Genomic DNA, 16,404 nt, shown 5'->3' with positions numbered 1-16,404 from the left:
TCCTGAAATTGCGGGCTTTTGCACCCGCTTTTATTGCTGGTGTATTCCCATCGGCTGGCGCCGGCTTCGAACTACTTGCTGCGAGAGAGGTGGCGCGAGGCCAGGAAGTAATGGACAGCCGACCATCCGAGCGCCACGCTGACCGCCAGCATCGCGTAACGAATGCCGTGAGCCGAAGCATCGTGACAGGCCGACGCGAAGACTCCCTGACCTGCGGCAACTGCGCCATGCAGGCCGTGTGCGCCGCCAGCCGCGCAAACCAGCTTGAACTGGCCTTGCGTGAACAGGCGTGCCGCAAGGTGATCGCTCAGGAATCCTACAGTGGTCGGACCCAAACCCTGACCCACCAGATTCATGAGCAGGAACACACAGGCCGACGCGGTGGCGCGCATGCGCGGTTCGACGATGCCGTGCACGACGGCGAAGGTCGGGCCATTCCACATGCTCAGCATGATCGTGGCGCAGAAGATCAGTGCCACCGCGGCGGGCCATTGCCCGAGGGTGAGGCCGAATGCCACGAGCGGAAAGCCGATCGCCGTGCCGAGCGCGGGCACCCAGGCATACCAGCGCCGATTCTTCACGCCCAGCGAGTCGGCGAGCAGGCCGCCCAGCGGGTTGCCGAGCAAACCGCCCACACCGATCATGAGACCGAAGATCAGCCCGGCCTGCGCGAAGCTCAGGCCGTACACGCGGTTCAGATAGACGGGGATGAACAGGTTGACGCCGTACTGCGCGAACCCGCCGATCACGGTGCCGAGCAGCATGTGCACGAAGGCGCGACTCTTGAACAGAACGGCGAGCACATCGCGCAGCGGCGGCACGGGGGCCGCAGCGTGCGCACCGCCCTCCTCCGCCCCGCCGCGCTTCGGTTCGCGCAGCGTGATCCAGGCAAGCAGACCGAAGATGAGTCCCGGGAGGCCGACCACGAAGAACACCGGGCGCCAGCCCATGTGCTGCACCATCAAGCCGCCGCCTAGCGCGCCGGCAAGCACGCCGATGGGCGGCCCGAACGCATAGATGGAGAGCGCGCTCGCGCGGCGGCGCGGGCCAAACTGGTCGGAAATCAGCGAGTGCGCGGTGGGTGTGCTGCCGGCCTCGCCAATGCCCACCCCAAGTCGGTAGAGCAGCAATTGCCAGTACGCGCCGGCAGTGCCGCACAGCGCCGTCATGACCGACCAGGCACCAATAGAAAGCGCGATCAGCACGACACGGTTGAAACGCTCGGCGAGACGCGCGATCGGCAGACCCAACAGCGAATAGAAGATCGAGAACGCGAGCCCGTTCAGCAGCCCGAGTTGCAGGTCGCTCAGGTTCATCTCGATCTTCATCGACTGGCCGACGACCGCGATGATGATCCGGTCGACAAAACTCGACGCGTAGATCAGAACGAGGAGTAGCAGAAACCAGCTGCGGTACCAGCCGGTTTCGGACCTCGCTCCGATGTTCGGGGCCGTCAGTTCCTTCATTTGGTGTCTCCGAGGTGAACCTTACGTCATGTTTGGCTCGCCGTTTGTATGCCACAAAGCGTCTGTGGGATTTTTTGAGGATTCTGTAGCATAATTTTTAGGTGCGCAAGGCTAACTCGCGTCAAAGGCATCCTCGTTTTCACTAGGACGAATCGTCTAATCAATGCAGTCCCCGGCGACCGGATAAGTCCTGGCAACCCGCAAATGCGCGCTGACCAAGGCGCAGACGGGCGCGAGTCGGCAAACGGCTAACGGATGGAGAGGGTGAGACGCGACAATCAGCGATTTGTTGCGCACGCAACGAACATGATCGAACAGCTTGTCACTAATCCGGCGCCATTTACTGTTTGATGTTTGGCGCCAAAGGTGCTACGAGTGGTGTGGCGAACGCGGTGCCCGCCCTCGAACGCATCGTTGCGGTCGATGGCGCGAGGGGGCGTGAAGTCAGCCGGTCAGAGAAGCCGCGATGGCCTTCCTGAACGGCATCAGTTTCGAAGCCGCGCGCAGCATGAACTCGCGCGCCAGTTTCGCGGGCGCGGTGTTGTTCGTATAGACGTCAGTGATGAACCGGGTCGCGAGATAGAGCGGCTTCGTCGCGCGGCGGTGCTGGGTTTCATAGCGCTGCAAAACCGAGGGAGCCCAGATATCGAAGCCGCTTTTGTGCGCCTCGATGATTCGGTTACCTAATGTTTCCACGCCGAGCAGACCGAAATTGAATCCATGCGCGGTCACCGGATGCATGCCCACCGCGGCGTCGCCCACGGCCGCGAAGCGTCTGCCGACGAAGCGCTCCGGATAAACGGCCACGAGCGGATACACATGCCGCGTGCTCGCCAGCCTCATCGCGCCCAACCTGTGCATGAAGCGATCTTCGATATGCCGCGCGAACGCGACGGGCGCAAGCGCGGCGGTCTCGTTGACCTGTCCCATGGGTAGCGTGAGCACGACCGACGACTGATGCGCGTTCGTCGAGCGCTCCGCGTTCATGGGCAGCAACGCGAGCGTCTGATCGTAGCCGAACCATTCCCACGCGGCGTGCTCGTGAGGCGCTTCGTGCGTCATGCGGCAAACCAGCATAGCCTTGCCGAAATCGTGCATGTTGGCAGCAATGCCCATCATCTTGCGCGTAGGCGAGAAGCGGCTGTCCGCCGCGACGATCAACTTCGCCGAGAGCGTTTCACCGCTCTCCAGTGTCACGTTCGCCAGAGCGTCATCGGCTTTCACAGCGCTGACCTTTTGCGCCGCGAGCAGCGTCACGTCGCCATGCTCCGGCGCGCTTTGCCGCAGCGCCTCGTAGGCGGCCCGGCGAATCAGGTGATTGGAGACCAGCCAGCCCAGTTCCGTGTGGCCGCTCAGGTCGTGCCCGATCTCGAGCGCCCCCGGCGAGGGACCATTGAATACCCTCGCGCTGCGAAGCGGCGCACGCGCGTGCGGGTCGATGAGATCCCAAAGCCCGAACCTGCGCATCGCGCGCACCGACTTCTGGGTCAGCGCGATCTCGCGTCCGTCGAACTGCGGCTCGCTGATGTCGGCGAGGCACTGCTGCTCGACGATGACGATCTTGAGGCCAACACCACTGAGCGAGCGCGCGAGACACAGCCCTACCGGCCCGGCGCCCACGATTACGATATCTGCTTGCATGAGCCGAACGATTGGAATGTGATTCAGACGGGTTAATCGGTTTGATCGGCCTGATCGGCCGTTGCGATGCCGCGTTCGCGCAGGGCTTCGACCATGAGCGCGTCCATCGACTTCACGTGCCAGGCGAACCATTCGCGTAGTTCGCTCACCAGTTGCCGCCCGCTGTCGAAGCGTCCCTCGTCGGCGACTTGCCTGCGCACCTCGCGGGCCACGTTCAGGACGTGCCGATGCTGGCTCCCATGGCAATGGCGCGGACCAAAGTTCATCTCCTCCATCCATGCCTCTTCCTGCGCGAAATGCTGCTTCGTATGCGCCGCCCACGCGTCGAACGCGCCGAGCCAGGTTTCGTCGCTCGCGCACGCGAGCGCGTCGACCAGCGCGACGAATTCGGCATGCATCGTATCGGTCATGGGTTCGCCCAGTTGCAGATCGGGCGCAAGTGTCGGCAAGGTGCGCGGCGCGGGTGAATTCATCAAGGGGGTGACTGCGCTCAGCAACGGTCCGAAAGCCCACTCGGGCAATTTTTCAAGATACCGGGGCGCATGAGATTGCGCGCTGATTTTTAGCAAACGTCGCACGATCGGTCGGTGAGGCCGATGGACGCGGCCCGCCCACATGCAGGCAAAGCGATCAGACGAAAAGAAACATCGATTCCGGCGCAGCGCGGGGAGCGCGGGCCGCAAACGTGGAAGGATGCGAGGAAAGGTGCCGCAGACGTAAAAACACGAAGCCGCGCGGCGCGCGGCTCAAACCAGTTCGGCGAGATTGACGAGGGCGCGGTCGCCGTCGGACTGCGCTTCGTCTTCGGCGCGGAAAGTCTTCTCGCTGTACGCGATGACCTTGAACCCGCCGCCTGCCGAACGCTCTATGGTGATACCCCAGTGCCAGCCGCCTTCCTGTTCAAATACGTGCAGCTTCGGACTCGATGGTTGGCTCGGCGATTGAAAAATATTCATTGAAGCCTCCCGTGGTGGGAATATCGTCTCCGACGATTGCCTGGATAAGAATCAGTCTAAAAACCTCCTTGCTGCGACGCAATACGGAATTACGTGGACGTGAGAACCCTGAGGCGTTGCGCATTATTCGAGAAGTACCCCGGTTACTATTCGACGCCTGGCAAACGCAAATGCCGCCAGCCACGCTCCCATTCCTGAGTGCGAAACAGCGAGAGCCCGATGACTACCGTAACGAATGCCACGACGCATGCCGCGTCCCCCTATCAGCTCGATCTTTCGCGGCATGCTCGCCGCGCACTGCTGGAAGGACCCACGCCGATCCAGCCCTTGCCGCGGCTAAGCCACGAACTGGGGGGCGTCAATGTCTATGTCAAGCGGGACGATCTGACTGGCCTCGGCGGCGGCGGCAACAAGCTGCGCAAGCTGGAGTTCCTGATGGGCGAAGCGCTGGCTGCGGGCGCGGACACCATCATCACTGTGGGCGCGCGCCAGTCGAACCATGCGCGCTTGACGGCGGCTGCGGCGGCGCAAGCGGGCCTGCAGTGCGAACTCGTGCTCACGCGGGCCGTGCCGCGCGCGGATTTCGAGTATCTGGAGAACGGCAACATCCTGCTCGACGACCTGCTCGGCGCACGCGTGCACGACCTGCCCGGCACGGCCAACGCACTGGAGTTCGCCCAGGCCCGCGCCGACGAGCTGCGCGCCCAGGGCCGCAAGGTCTACGTGTGCCCGCTGGGCGGATCGAGCCCGGTCGGATGTCTGGGGTACGCGGCGTGCGCCGCGGAAATCATGACGCAGGCCCATGCACAGGGTTTGAGCTTCGCACGCGTCGTCGTGCCGAACGGCAGCGGCGGCATGCACGCAGGGCTCGCCGCCGGCTTCGCGGCCTTGGGCATCGACCCGAGCCTCGTGCTTGCGTACACCGTGCTGGCGAAGGCCGGGCAGGCCCACGCCGCAACGTTCGAAAAGGCCGGCAAGACGCTCGAGCTGATCGATCAGGCGCGGCGCATCGAGGGCCGCTCGATCGTGATCGACGAAGCCCAGCTCGGCGAAGGCTACGGCATTCCAACCGACGCGATGCGCGAGGCCGTGCGTCTCGTCGCTTCGAAAGAAGGCCTGCTGATCGACCCCGTGTACGGCGGCAAGGCGTTCGCGGGTCTCGTGCACGCCGCGCGATCGGGGCGCCTTGCACGCGGCGAGAACGTCCTCTTCGTCATGACTGGCGGCTTGCCGGGCCTGTTTGCTTATCGCAGTGCATTCTGATGCGTCGCGCGCCGCATTCTAGAATCGTCGAACTGAACGACGAGGGAGTCCACGATGACCGATGACGAACGTGCCATTCGAGAGCTGGTGCAAACCTGGATGGAGGCCAGCCGCGCCGGCGACACGGCCAAAGTCCTGAGCCTGATGACCGACGACGTGGTGTTCACGGTGCCCGGCCAGGAGCCGTTCGGCAAGGCCGAGTTCGCGGCGGCCTCGCAAGCGCAGCAAGACATGCGCATAGAGGGCACGGCTGAGATCGTGGAACTGCAGGTGCTGGGCGATTGGGCCTTTCTGCGCAATCGCATCGACATCGCCATTACGCCGCCGGGCGCGCCCCAGCCCATACGCCGTGCAGGCTACACGCTCACGCTGGTGCGCAAGGACGCGAGCGGACGCTGGCTGCTCGCGCGTGACGCCAATCTCGTGGCGCCGAAGGCGTAAATTCCCCGCCGCGAACGCGGTCGGCGCCGCTACAAACCACGATCCTGCTGCCGCGCTCCAGGCCGCCGGCGGGGCGGGCGCACCCGCTTGCTTTCACCGCTGAAAGAGAACTGCCCCGCGCGACGGGCCTCGCAGCGTTACGTCCCTTTTTCGAATCAGAAAAGCTTATCGATTCCTTCAGTTTATTGAGTTTCCCTTAATCGTTCGGTTGCGGCAAAGTGACGCTCATACGCTCGGAGCCACTCCTTGAACCAACGCATCGATCCCTCCCTACTTGCTGTGCCCGACCTGTCGTACGCGACGTTGCACTCGGGCATTGCCCTGCCGTTCCTGGAGCGCGGCGATGGCGAGCCGCTGCTGTTCGTCCACGGATCGCTCTGCGATTACCGCTACTGGATGCCGCAGCTCAACGGCCTGTCCGAGCATTTTCGCTGCATCGCGCCGAGCCTGAGCCATTACTGGCCCGCGGCCGACGCCTGTATCCAGGGCGATTTCGGCTGGGAGAGCCACGTCACCGAGTTGGCCGATTTCATCGCCGCGCTGGGTCTCGAATCGGTGCACCTCGTGGGACATTCGCGTGGCGGCTGTGTGGCGTGGCATCTGGCGCGCCGCTATCCGCGCCTCGTGCGCACGCTGGTGCTGGCCGACCCGGGCGGCCCGCTCTCGCGCGTGGACGACGACGACGCCGCGCTGCCCCCTGCCACCAATGCACTGCGCACGCGCGCGGCCGACCTCATCCATGCCGGCGAAGTCGAAGCGGGGCTCGAGTTGTTCGTCGACTCCGTGAGCGTGCCGGGCGCGTGGAAGAAAGGCTCGGCGGCGTTTCGCCAGATGGCCATCGCCAACGCCACGACACTGCCCAAGCAGTTGCAGGACCCGCTGCCGCCGTATGCGCCGCGCGCCGCGGGCGAGATCAAGTGCCGCACACTGCTAATCGACGGCCAGCGCAGCCCGCTCATGTTCCGCAACAACGTCGAAGCGCTGGACGAGTGGATCGAGTTCGCGCGCCGCGTCACGATCAAGGGCGCCACGCACGGCATGAACGGCACGCACCCCGACCTCTTCAACACCCACGTCCATACCTTCATCACGCAGGGTTGAGACTTCAGTCACGGCCCGGTTGATAGGTCGCCTGTGGTCGAGGCGACTCAACCGTTGGCCGCAATTCCAGCCGCACCGGCATGCGGTTCGGCACCTTCGCGAACGCCGTGATTTCCTCGATCGTCGAAGGTTCCTCCGCCCACTGTTCGAGCACGCGATGCAGTTTGGGCGCATTCAGCTGATGCAGATTGCCGATGAGCGGCAAGCCGCGCGGGCATGGCAGGTCGCGCACCTGGCGCAGGCGCTGGGCGGAGGATGCGGCGGCGTCCATGGCGCGACGGAGGCGAAGGCGCTCAGTCGAGCGACATGCCCAGCTCGGCGGCCATGCGAGCGACGAGCGTTTGCAGGCGCGCGACTTCATCGGCGAGACGCTGCTGTTCGGCGCGTACTGCTTCGAAGTCCGCGAGCGAAACGCTCTCGCCGGCTTCTTCGCGCGCCCCGGGAGCGATGGTCCCCGCGGCGACGAAATTTGCCGTGTTGACCTCGCCGCACATCAGATGCATCCAGCGGCTTTCGCGCTCGCCCGGCGCGCGCGGCAGCTTCACGACGAGCGGCGGCTCGCGTTCGGCCAATTCTTCGAGGAAGCCTTCGACCGAAGAGACGTCGGCGAACCCGTGCAGGCGCGACGAGTTCAGGCGCAATTCCGCGGCCGTCTGTGCGCCGCGCAGCAGCAGTACTGTCAGGAGCGCAACGGCCTGGCTCGGCACGCCGAGCACGCGGTTCAGGTTGTGCTCGAAGCGCGGCACGCGGCTGCTGCTGCCTTCGAACACCAGGCTCAACAGCTTGAGGTCTTCGATGGCGGCCAGCACTTCGGCTTCGCTCACGTTCATAACCGGCGTGCGCGCGGTCTTCTGGTTGCAGCCGAGCGTGAGTGCGTTGAGCGAGAGCGGATAGGTGTCGGGCACCGTGTGCTGCTTTTCGACCAGCACGCCGACGATACGCGCCTCGATCGGCGAGAGCGCGCGCAATGCGCGCGGCGAGGAAGCATCGGCAGGAGAATTCATGGGCAGATCAGTCCGCTGTGTTTCTGTTGGAATCAGGCGTTCGATCATACGCGCGCCGGGCTTCCTGCAGAAGTCACGCATCGCTCAGTCCGCGCTCAGCCCGCGATCAGCTTCAGCCCCGCCGGCAGCGCCTCGCCGAACACCCGGCCCGTGTCGGCCGTATCGAGCGCGACGACTTCGCGCACCATCGTGACCCACGTGGGCGGCGCGTTCGCCGACTCCATCCGACGCACCACGGTCTCGCGCAGCTCGGGGGGCAGGTCGCGCGAACGGTCGCCCGTCATGCGCGCGATTTGCGCGGCGGCGAACATCGCCGGTTCGATCTTCTTCCAGTCGAGCGCGAGAATCGCATCGAGCCAAAGCGCTGCGGTTGGCGGCGGCACCACGCCGTGCGCGCTGCCGTAGAACGGCTGGCGCGCGCCGATGCGGCCCACGGCCCACCACGTCTGATGATTCTCGGTAGGCTTCTGGAGCCGCTGCAACAGCCGCTCGCCGATCTCGATCTTGCGCTCGGCCGCAATCTGCTCGAGCGAGGCATAGAGCCGGATCATGTCCGGCACGCCCAGCTTCGCGGCGTCGAAGGGCAGCTTGTGGCGCTTCGCGCCGGCCGCCTCTTCGAGGTACGTCATCGCCGCCAGCACCTCGTCCTGCTGCGCCTCGTTCAGGCCGCCCGCCGCGCGCCGCCAGAGCGTCCACCACTCCGACCACACCTGGCCTTCGCCCACGAACTGGATGCCGTCGTCGAAGAGCGACCAGAGTTGCTCGACGCGCCATTCGTCCAGCGGATAGCCGAAACCCGGACGCAGACAGAAGCCGGCGAGATTGAGCCACAGGCGCTCGTGATCGGCGGAGCGCCGCCGCTTGCCCGCGCGTTCCCAGAGCGCGCCGAACAGCTCGCGCAACAGCGGTCCGTCCCAGTTCTGGCGCGGCCCGAGCCGCTCTTCGAGATGCGCGCGCAAGCGCTTCACTTCCTTCGCGTCGACCTTGGCGGAACGCGCGCCGAACACGCGCTCGATCGCCTCGATCGCTTCGTCGAGGCCCGCATGGCGCGACTCGCCGCTTGCCGCGCCTGCACCGCCCTCGTGCTCCGCGCGGCGCAGCGCAAATTCGAGCAGCCAGCGCTGCGAAGCGTCGTCGGTGGCGATGCAGTGCATCTCCAGGGTGCCGACTTCGGTGAGCGCGGTCGTGAGCTTGACGGGGCGCTCGCGCGCCGTCTTCGCATTGCCGCCCGCGGGCACCACGGTTGCGAGCGGCGGCAGGCGCACGAAGTCGGCTGCCGCGAGGTCGGCCAGCTCGCCGGGTTGCCACGCGGTGTCGGCCACCGTCGATGCGAGGTGGAACTGCACCGGCTGGCCCAGTTGCAATGCGAACGTGCGGTCGTCCAGATGCAGCTCGTGGCCTTCCTCCGTGCCGCGTGGCAGGACGCACACGCCACGCGGAGCGGCATCGGCTCCCGCGCCTTCATCGAGAACGAGAAAGTAACTGCGCGGCGAGCCGCCGCCGATACGAGGCGCGTTGCCTGCCCTCGCAAGCGCATAGGCGACCGCGCCGCGCGCAACGGCCACGTCGGGCTGATCGTTCTGCAGCACGTTGAGTGGCTCGCCGCGCCACGTGCCGAGCGTATCGGCCAGGCGCTGCGCAAGCGAGCGGGCGCGGAACACGCCGCCGTTGAGCAGCAGCGCGTCGGGCATGGGCAGCGCGGCTTCCGGTTCACCGGCAGCGCCAGACAAACCCAGCGCCTCGCGCGACTGCGCCGCGAAGCGCTGCAAGAACGCAGCGATATGACGCGTGATGCCGGGATCGGCGGCATAGGGCAAGCCGAACTCGACGATCGCCGCGCGCGAGCGGCGCGGCAGGTCGCCGGCAGTGCCCATGGGGAAGAAGCCGTCCACCACGATCTGCGCGACCTCCTCGCGGCCGAGCTGCGTGGTGCGCGCGCCGCCCACGAGACGCGCGCCGGCACCGAGCAGCGTGATCGGCACGGACTCGGGCGCGCTCGTGTCGAGCAACTGCTCCTTCGCGACGCGGCAGCGTTCCACAAGCTGCGAAAGGCTCGCCGCGCTCAACCGCGTTTGCGCGTTCGCGAGCCGGCTTTCGGCCAGATGCGCGAGCGCGAGATCCATGTTGTCGCCGCCGAGCATCAGATGATTGCCCACGCCAATGCGTGTGAGCTGCGGCTCGCCGGCGTCGAACTGCACCTTGATGAGTGTGAGGTCGGTCGTGCCGCCGCCCACGTCGCACACGAGCACGAGGCGCGACGCGCCCAGCTCCGCATCGAGCGTCGCGCGATGGTGATACAGCCAGTCGTAGAACGCGGCCTGCGGTTCTTCGAGCAGACGCAGCGCGGGCAATTGCGCCATGCGCGCCGCTTCGAGCGTGAGCGCACGCGCGCCGTCGTCGAACGAGGCGGGCACGGTGAGCACCACGTCCTGATCTTCGAGCGGCGCATGCGGGAAACGATGGTTCCACGCGGCGCGCACGTGCGCGAGATAGCTCGCGCTCGCGGTCACCGGCGAAACCTTGGCGACGTCGTCGGGCGCGCCCCACGGCAGGATCGGCGCGAGGCGATCCACCGCTGCATGCGAGAGCCAGCTTTTCGCACTCGCCACGAGCCGGCCCGGCACCTGCGCGCCGAGCGTGCGCGCGAGGCGGCCGATGACGGCGTCGTCGCCGGGCGTCGGTGCGCGCCACGGCAAACGCAGATCGCCTGCCGCAAGCTCGCCTGCCGCCGGGTGATAGCGCGCGGAAGGCAGCATCTTTTCCGCGCCCACTTCCCCGAGGCCGGTGAGCTGCTCGACGTCGAACACGCGGATGGCGTCGCCGCCCGCCTCCACGTACGCCACGACGGTATTGCTCGTCCCCAGGTCGATGCCGACGACGTATTGCTTCATCGTGCTCAGTCGCCCGCTCCGCCACGCACGTCGAACTCGACCTTCCAGCGCTCGTTCGTGCCGCTCGGCATGGCTTCGAGCTCCAGCGTGCCCGCCTCCGTCACGCGCGCGTGCAGCTTCACGGGCACGACTTCGCCGGGCGTGCGGCCTTCGGTCGGCAGCGTGGCCTGGATTTCCTCCAGCTCCTGCAATTCTTCGGGCGACCAGTAGTCGAGCATCGTACCGACCTGATCCAGGCGCCGCACCGACGAGCCGAAGAAACGGAAGTGCACCGGCTCGCCCACGACGAGGCCGAACTCCTGCGGCGGCAGCGCGGCCTCGGTGCCCTCTTCCATGCCGAACGGCGCGACGCAGAGCGCCGACACCGGCGGCTCGAGCCCCGGCACCGCCGGCATGGCCGATTCGACGGCGACGTAGTACGCGCGCGCCGTGCCGCCGCGAATGCGCACGCCCTTGCCACGCTTCACGTAGCCGTAATAGGCCGCGCCGCGCGCCACCGCGAGGTCGAGATCGGCACCGCCGAGCAGACGCGCGGGGGCAGCCCCCTCGGCCGCGAGCCAGCCGTTGAGGATATCGAGCACGCGTTGCGAGAGCAGCGCCGACTTGAACACGCCGCCATTGAACAGGACCGCCGTGGGATGCAGGAAGGTCGCGCCTGTGGGCGGCGCGCCAAAGCCGTCGAGTTCCGCGAGCGCCTGCACCTGGCGGCCGAGGAAGGCCGCGAGATGGCGCGTGACGCCCGCGTCCTGCGCATACGGCAGGCCAAGCTGCGTGAGACCCACGCGCGTGCGCACGGCGGGACGCGCGGCGGCGTCCACCTGCGGGAAGAAGCCTTCGAGAATGATCTGCGTGAGTTCGGTGCGCGTGAGTTCCGTGCGGATCGAACCGCCGATCAGCTTCGAACCGCGGCTCGGCACGACGATCGGTACCGTATCGACGGAGGCGTCGCTCAGCAGCGTTTCCTTGGCCGAGCGGCACGCATAGGTCAGCGCGCGCAGTTGCCACGGATCGGCCTGCGTGCCCTGGGTCGCGAGCTTGCGCGCGACGACGTGCGCGAGTGCGAGGTCCATGTTGTCGCCGCCGAGCAGAATGTGCTCGCCCACGGCCACGCGGTGCAGTTCGAGATTGCCTTCGCGCTCGACCACGGCGATCAGCGAAAGGTCGGTCGTGCCGCCGCCCACGTCCACGACGAGGATGATGTCGCCGACCTTCACCTCCTTGCGCCACGCGCCGCCGCTTTTCTGGATCCAGCTATAGAGCGCCGCCTGGGGCTCTTCCAGCAGCGTCATGTTGGCGTAGCCCGCCGCTTGCGCCGCCTCGGCCGTCAGCTCGCGCGCGGCAGGGTCGAACGAGGCGGGAATCGTGACAGTGATCTCCTGCTCGCCGAACGGCGCCTCCGGATGTGCGTGATCCCAGGCCTCGCGCAGGTGCGTGAGATAGCGCACCGAGCTTTCGAGCGGCGACACGCGCGTGACTTCGGGCGGCGCGTCGTTGGGCAGAATGGCCGCGCGGCGATCCACGCCGGGGTGGCACAACCAGCTCTTCGCGCTCGACACGAGGCGGATCGGCGTGCCCGCGCCACGGCTGCGCGCGAGCTCGCCCACGGCGTACTCGCGCGTAGTGGTCCACGGCAGCGTGAGGTCGCCCGGCGTCAGCTCGCCCGCATGCGGCAAGTAGAGAAACGAAGGCAGCAGGTCGGGCGATTCCAGCGTGCCCGGCGCCGTCAGCTGGGTCACGTTCAGCACGCCCTGCTGGGTCTTTTCGCCATCGCTGGCGCTGAGGTCGACGTAGGACAGCGCGCAATGCGTTGTGCCCAGGTCGACGCCAATCGAATAACGCGGATCGCTCACAGCTCCACCTCCGCCGGCGCGATGATGCGCGCGTCATGCGTCTTGACGAGTTGCGGCAGCTTGACCTCCTCGACGCGCCAGCCGCGATGCGTGAGGCTGCCGCTGAACGGCGCCTCCCCCACCACGTTACCGGTGAGCCGCACGGCGGCGGCGTCGAAGCCGGCCGGCAGCGTCACTCGCGAGCCTTCGGACTCGCTGCGCACCGGGCGGATCGAAAAGTGGTCGCGCAGCGTGGCGCGGCAGCCTTCGTGGACGATGCGGGCGGCGGCGCCGATATCCGCATCGGCATAACCGGCAATGTCTTCCTCGACGAAATCGACGAAGCGTGCGTTGCGCTGGAGCAGGCCGAGCAACTGGAGCGCGGCGTCGGGCGTAGCTTCCTTGATGACGGTGGGTGCAGGTGCGGGCGCGGGGGCCGGCTTCGCGACCGGAGCCGCGGCAGGCGCAGGCGCAGCGGCGGCGGGCGCGAACCCGCCTTCGCGCAGACGGCGCACGTTGGCGGCGAGCTCACCATCGCCAAGGATCGCGAAGAACGATCCCAGCGCGACCGAAAGGCGGCCGAAGAAAGACAGATTCGATTCGGGCATGTAGACGACTCCAATATCGCTTGAGGGCTCGCAGACAAGGCGAGCCGACCTGCCGGGCTCGCAACGAGGCCCGATCGATGCCTTGGAAGGAGGCGGCCGGCAGGGGAAACTCGAGCCCGGCGCGGGCTCAAAACCCGTATTTTGCCTTGTCGCGGGCGTAAGCCGGTCAAAATGCGGATTTGGCGAGGGAATGGCGGGCCCGGCGGCGGGCGCCGGGCGTGGGCGTCGCGCGGGCGGCGCGGCTCAACCTGGGCGGTCAGCGGTTCAGCGCTACGGCCCTAAAAAGGCACGACTAGGCAGATGGAATGGGGCGCGATTGGACGACAAGCGGCGGGGCAAACGCTCACGCCTGCCCCGTTGCCGTGATTCGCACTCAAGCCCCGGCGCTTTCAGGGGAAGATGGGCGTCGTCGCTTCCGCGCCTTCCACATCGGCGCGCGGAACGTGCTGCGCGATGTTCGCCTCGATCTCCGCTTCGCGCGAGCCGGGCACATCGGCCATGACCAGCAGTTGGCCGTCCTCGATCGGCCTATTAAAACGCGCGAGCCGGGTATTCGGTTCGTCCACGCCGATCATGCCGGCCACCCACGCGCCGAATATCATTCCCGCGAGGGTCAGCGCGACGACGACCCCGCCCGTGATATCGAAATTCGCGGGCGGAAACATCAGCGCGACGAGACCGACGACGGCGCCGGTCGCCGCGCCGAACATCACGCCGCGCTCCAGCGCATGCACGACGTCGCTGCGCTGCAGCAGCGAGGCCTCGGGCAAGCGCTCGAGCCCCACACTATGATTGGCGAGCACATGGATATGACGCCACGTGATGCGCGCGCGCAGCAGATCGTCGACGATCGCCTGCGCCGTGGTGGTGTCGGGAGCGAGGAAATAGAGGCGTCTCATGATGGCCCTCCTTCGGTCATGCGGCGAGCCGCTTGCAACCGGCTCGCTGCCACATGACCACGATGCGATTCCGATCATCCTACGCCTGAGTTTCCGTCAGCGCGACAGCCTGCCACGCGTTTGCGCCACAACCCAGGCGCGTCGAGCCGCCTAGATCTCGACGCGTGCACCGACCTCGATCACACGATTGGCTGGAAGCTTGAAGAACGCGGCGATATTCCCGACGTTGTGCAGCATCACCGCGAAAAGGCGCTCACGCCAGAGCGACATGCCATGGCCGCGCTTCGGCACCACCACGGCGCGGCTGAGGAACCACGACGTCTCGTCGAGATCGAACGTCAAATCCGCGGACTTGTAGGCGGCGAGCGTGCATGGCAAGTCCACCTCGTCCTTGAATCCGTAATTGATGACGACGCAGTAGCAGCCCGGACATAGCAGTTCGACCATCACGCGCTCGCTCTCGGCCACCCATGGCACGTCCTTCGTTTTCACGCTCAGGAATACTACGCGTTCGTGCAACACCCGGTTGTGCCGCAAGTTGTTGACGAGCGCGTGCGGTACCGCGTCGGCGTTCGGCGTGAGGAAGATCGCCGTGCCGCCCACGCGCACCGGGGAGCTCTCGAGCAGCGTCGCGAGATAAGGCTTGAGGGGCTTCTTGCCGGCGCGCACGCGCGCCTCGGCCGCCATCATTTCCCAGCCCTTGCCCCAGGTCGCCATGACCGTGAACATCAGTGCGCCGATCACGAGCGGGAACCAGCCGCCGTCCACGATCTTGAGCAGGTTGGCCGAGAAGAACATGGCGTCGATCACGAAGAAGAACGCCGTGGCGAACACGCACAGCAGCCAGTTGTAGTGCCACGCGTAACGCACGACGAAGAACGTGAGGAATGTCGTGATAAGCATGGTGCCTGTCACGGCGATGCCGTAAGCGGAGCCAAGCGCCGTCGACGAACGGAAGCCCACCACCGCCGCGACCACGGCGACGAGCAGGATCCAGTTGATGCCGGGCACGTAGATCTGCCCGATTTCGCGCTCCGAGGTGTGCACGATATTCATGCGCGGCAGGAAGGAGAGTTGCATGGCCTGCATCGCCATGGAATACGTGCCCGAAATCACGGCCTGCGAAGCGATGACGGTGGCGACGGTCGCAAGCACGATCATCGGCACGATCGACCATTGCGGGAAAAGCCGGTAGAACGGGTTTTGCACGGCGCCTGGGTTGGCCAGCAGCAGCGCACCCTGCCCGAGGTAATTGAGCGCGAGCGCGGGAAACACCAGGCCGAACCACGTGAGGCGAATAGGCTGCTTGCCGAAGTGGCCCATGTCGGCATAGAGCGCTTCGGCGCCCGTAAGCGAGAGCACGACCGCGCCTAGCGCGACGAAGGCGAGCCAGCGGTGATGCAGGCAAAACGCGATGCCCTCGCGCGGATCGAGCGCGAACAGCACGGCCGGCGCGGAGGCGATGTTAGCCACACCCGCCGCAGCGATCACGATGAACCACAGCACCATCACCGGACCGAACACGGCGCCGATGCCACCCGTGCCGTGCTTTTGCGTGACGAACAGGACGATGATCGCCGTAAGCGTCACCGGAATCACGTAGGTCTTGAGCCCGGGCTCGGCCACTTCGAGGCCTTCTACGGCGCTCAGCACCGAGATGGCCGGCGTGATCACGCTGTCACCGAAGAAGAGCGCCGCGCCCATCACGCCGATCACGAGCAGCGTGGCATGCAGATGCGGCCGTGACGCCACCGAGGAAGCCGCGAGTGCGAGCAGCGCCATGATGCCGCCCTCGCCGTGATTGTTCGCGCGCAGGATGAGCGCGACGTACTTGAGCGAAACGACGATCATGAGCGACCAGAAAATCAGCGAGACGATACCTACGATGTTGAAAGCATTGACGGCAAGGCCGTTGCCGGGATCGAACACGGTGGCGAGCGTGTAGAGCGGGCTCGTGCCGATGTCGCCGTAGACCACGCCGAGCGCGGCCAGCGCGAGCGCGGGAAGCGCCGGACGATGCGGGCCGGAGTCGCCAAGGTGCCCGTGCGCCGCGGATGCGGATTGTCCCATGTCTCCCTCCTGATGCTGCCGCATGCGGGCCGGGGGCCGCGCGGCCTTGTCGCTTCGTGTTGGCGAGGCTGCCTCGTTGGGCGCGTTAGTCGAAGTATAGGAACTTGGCGCGAAAATGCGCTTTGCGTGGCGCACAAGGGCAACAGCGCCGTGCGAGGCGCCGCGTCTTCGCAAAACTGTCATAGTCGAGCGTATTTTCCTGAACATTCGCCCGATCAATCGTGCCGCCTGTTAC

At 66.4% G+C, this 16,404-nt stretch carries 14 protein-coding genes; 3 read left to right on the top strand and 11 right to left on the bottom strand.

All coding sequences use genetic code 11. The features are described from left to right. Positions 1-71 precede the first annotated feature (71 nt). From AB3X99_RS12420 to AB3X99_RS12405, 4 genes are all read right to left on the bottom strand, one after another. The gene (locus AB3X99_RS12420; protein ID WP_368617070.1) at positions 72-1,466 is read right to left on the bottom strand and encodes a spinster family MFS transporter; all 1,395 of its coding nucleotides are present in this window, start codon (positions 1,464-1,466) and stop codon (positions 72-74) included. Between the two features lie 444 nt (positions 1,467-1,910). After that, on the bottom strand, positions 1,911-3,119 hold the full coding sequence (gene ubiM / locus AB3X99_RS12415) for a 5-demethoxyubiquinol-8 5-hydroxylase UbiM (protein WP_368617333.1): 1,209 nt from the start codon (positions 3,117-3,119) through the stop codon (positions 1,911-1,913). 20 nt (positions 3,120-3,139) lie between these two features. Beyond that, positions 3,140-3,580 carry a hemerythrin domain-containing protein gene (locus tag AB3X99_RS12410; protein ID WP_368617069.1) on the bottom strand — a complete coding sequence of 147 codons (441 nt, stop codon included), beginning with the start codon at positions 3,578-3,580 and terminating at the stop codon, positions 3,140-3,142. A gap of 273 nt (positions 3,581-3,853) precedes the next feature. Next, positions 3,854-4,063, bottom strand: a complete 210-nt coding sequence (locus AB3X99_RS12405) for a hypothetical protein (RefSeq protein ID WP_069266757.1) — start codon at positions 4,061-4,063, stop codon at positions 3,854-3,856. 219 nt (positions 4,064-4,282) lie between these two features. Between AB3X99_RS12405 and AB3X99_RS12400 the strand changes: the two genes are divergently transcribed. The 3 genes from AB3X99_RS12400 to AB3X99_RS12390 all read left to right on the top strand — a co-directional run bounded on the left by AB3X99_RS12400 (position 4,283) and on the right by AB3X99_RS12390 (position 6,868). Beyond that, the gene (locus tag AB3X99_RS12400) at positions 4,283-5,326 is read left to right on the top strand and encodes a D-cysteine desulfhydrase family protein (protein ID WP_069266758.1); all 1,044 of its coding nucleotides are present in this window, start codon (positions 4,283-4,285) and stop codon (positions 5,324-5,326) included. A 54-nt stretch (positions 5,327-5,380) separates the two neighbouring features. After that, complete coding sequence (locus AB3X99_RS12395; protein ID WP_069266759.1) at positions 5,381-5,767, top strand: SgcJ/EcaC family oxidoreductase; 387 nt, start codon at positions 5,381-5,383, stop codon at positions 5,765-5,767. A 246-nt stretch (positions 5,768-6,013) separates the two neighbouring features. After that, entirely contained in the window at positions 6,014-6,868 is an 855-nt protein-coding gene (locus AB3X99_RS12390) for an alpha/beta hydrolase (protein ID WP_342947209.1), read from the top strand. 4 nt (positions 6,869-6,872) lie between these two features. On the opposite strand, the gene AB3X99_RS12385 is transcribed toward AB3X99_RS12390, so the two are convergent. From AB3X99_RS12385 to AB3X99_RS12355, 7 genes are all read right to left on the bottom strand, one after another. Next, entirely contained in the window at positions 6,873-7,139 is a 267-nt protein-coding gene (locus tag AB3X99_RS12385; protein WP_368617068.1) for a hypothetical protein, read from the bottom strand. Between the two features lie 22 nt (positions 7,140-7,161). Then, the gene (locus AB3X99_RS12380; protein WP_342947208.1) at positions 7,162-7,872 is read right to left on the bottom strand and encodes a YceH family protein; all 711 of its coding nucleotides are present in this window, start codon (positions 7,870-7,872) and stop codon (positions 7,162-7,164) included. A gap of 95 nt (positions 7,873-7,967) precedes the next feature. Beyond that, positions 7,968-10,763 (bottom strand): Hsp70 family protein, encoded by a 2,796-nt coding sequence (locus AB3X99_RS12375; RefSeq protein WP_368617067.1) that lies wholly within the window; start codon positions 10,761-10,763, stop codon positions 7,968-7,970. 5 nt (positions 10,764-10,768) lie between these two features. Beyond that, the gene (locus AB3X99_RS12370; RefSeq protein WP_368617066.1) at positions 10,769-12,613 is read right to left on the bottom strand and encodes an Hsp70 family protein; all 1,845 of its coding nucleotides are present in this window, start codon (positions 12,611-12,613) and stop codon (positions 10,769-10,771) included. Next, a complete protein-coding gene (locus AB3X99_RS12365) occupies positions 12,610-13,200 on the bottom strand; it encodes a DUF2760 domain-containing protein (RefSeq protein WP_321926471.1) in 591 nt (196 codons plus the stop codon). The genes AB3X99_RS12370 and AB3X99_RS12365 overlap by 4 nt, the downstream gene beginning before the upstream one ends. A 389-nt stretch (positions 13,201-13,589) precedes the next feature. Beyond that, the gene (locus AB3X99_RS12360) at positions 13,590-14,099 is read right to left on the bottom strand and encodes a DUF1269 domain-containing protein (protein WP_368617065.1); all 510 of its coding nucleotides are present in this window, start codon (positions 14,097-14,099) and stop codon (positions 13,590-13,592) included. 150 nt (positions 14,100-14,249) lie between these two features. Beyond that, positions 14,250-16,169: a potassium transporter Kup gene (locus tag AB3X99_RS12355; protein ID WP_368617064.1), complete on the bottom strand. Its 1,920-nt coding sequence runs from the start codon at positions 16,167-16,169 to the stop codon at positions 14,250-14,252. Between the last annotated feature and the right edge of the window lie 235 nt (positions 16,170-16,404).

It is taken from the genome of Paraburkholderia sp. BR10882 (genome assembly GCF_040948855.1).
GTDB lineage: Bacteria > Pseudomonadota > Gammaproteobacteria > Burkholderiales > Burkholderiaceae > Paraburkholderia > Paraburkholderia nodosa_A.
This window is presented reverse-complemented; position numbering and strand designations above follow the sequence as displayed.

Coding starts and splice junctions, on each gene's coding strand:
- AB3X99_RS12420 (WP_368617070.1), bottom strand. CDS start 1,466: ATGAAGGAACTGACGGCCCCGAACATCGGAGCGAGGTCCGAAACCGGC.
- AB3X99_RS12410 (WP_368617069.1), bottom strand. CDS start 3,580: ATGAATTCACCCGCGCCGCGCACCTTGCCGACACTTGCGCCCGATCTG.
- AB3X99_RS12405 (WP_069266757.1), bottom strand. CDS start 4,063: ATGAATATTTTTCAATCGCCGAGCCAACCATCGAGTCCGAAGCTGCAC.
- AB3X99_RS12400 (WP_069266758.1), top strand. CDS start 4,283: ATGACTACCGTAACGAATGCCACGACGCATGCCGCGTCCCCCTATCAG.
- AB3X99_RS12395 (WP_069266759.1), top strand. CDS start 5,381: ATGACCGATGACGAACGTGCCATTCGAGAGCTGGTGCAAACCTGGATG.
- AB3X99_RS12385 (WP_368617068.1), bottom strand. CDS start 7,139: ATGGACGCCGCCGCATCCTCCGCCCAGCGCCTGCGCCAGGTGCGCGAC.
- AB3X99_RS12380 (WP_342947208.1), bottom strand. CDS start 7,872: ATGAATTCTCCTGCCGATGCTTCCTCGCCGCGCGCATTGCGCGCGCTC.
- AB3X99_RS12375 (WP_368617067.1), bottom strand. CDS start 10,763: ATGAAGCAATACGTCGTCGGCATCGACCTGGGGACGAGCAATACCGTC.
- AB3X99_RS12365 (WP_321926471.1), bottom strand. CDS start 13,200: ATGCCCGAATCGAATCTGTCTTTCTTCGGCCGCCTTTCGGTCGCGCTG.
- AB3X99_RS12360 (WP_368617065.1), bottom strand. CDS start 14,099: ATGAGACGCCTCTATTTCCTCGCTCCCGACACCACCACGGCGCAGGCG.
- AB3X99_RS12355 (WP_368617064.1), bottom strand. CDS start 16,169: ATGGGACAATCCGCATCCGCGGCGCACGGGCACCTTGGCGACTCCGGC.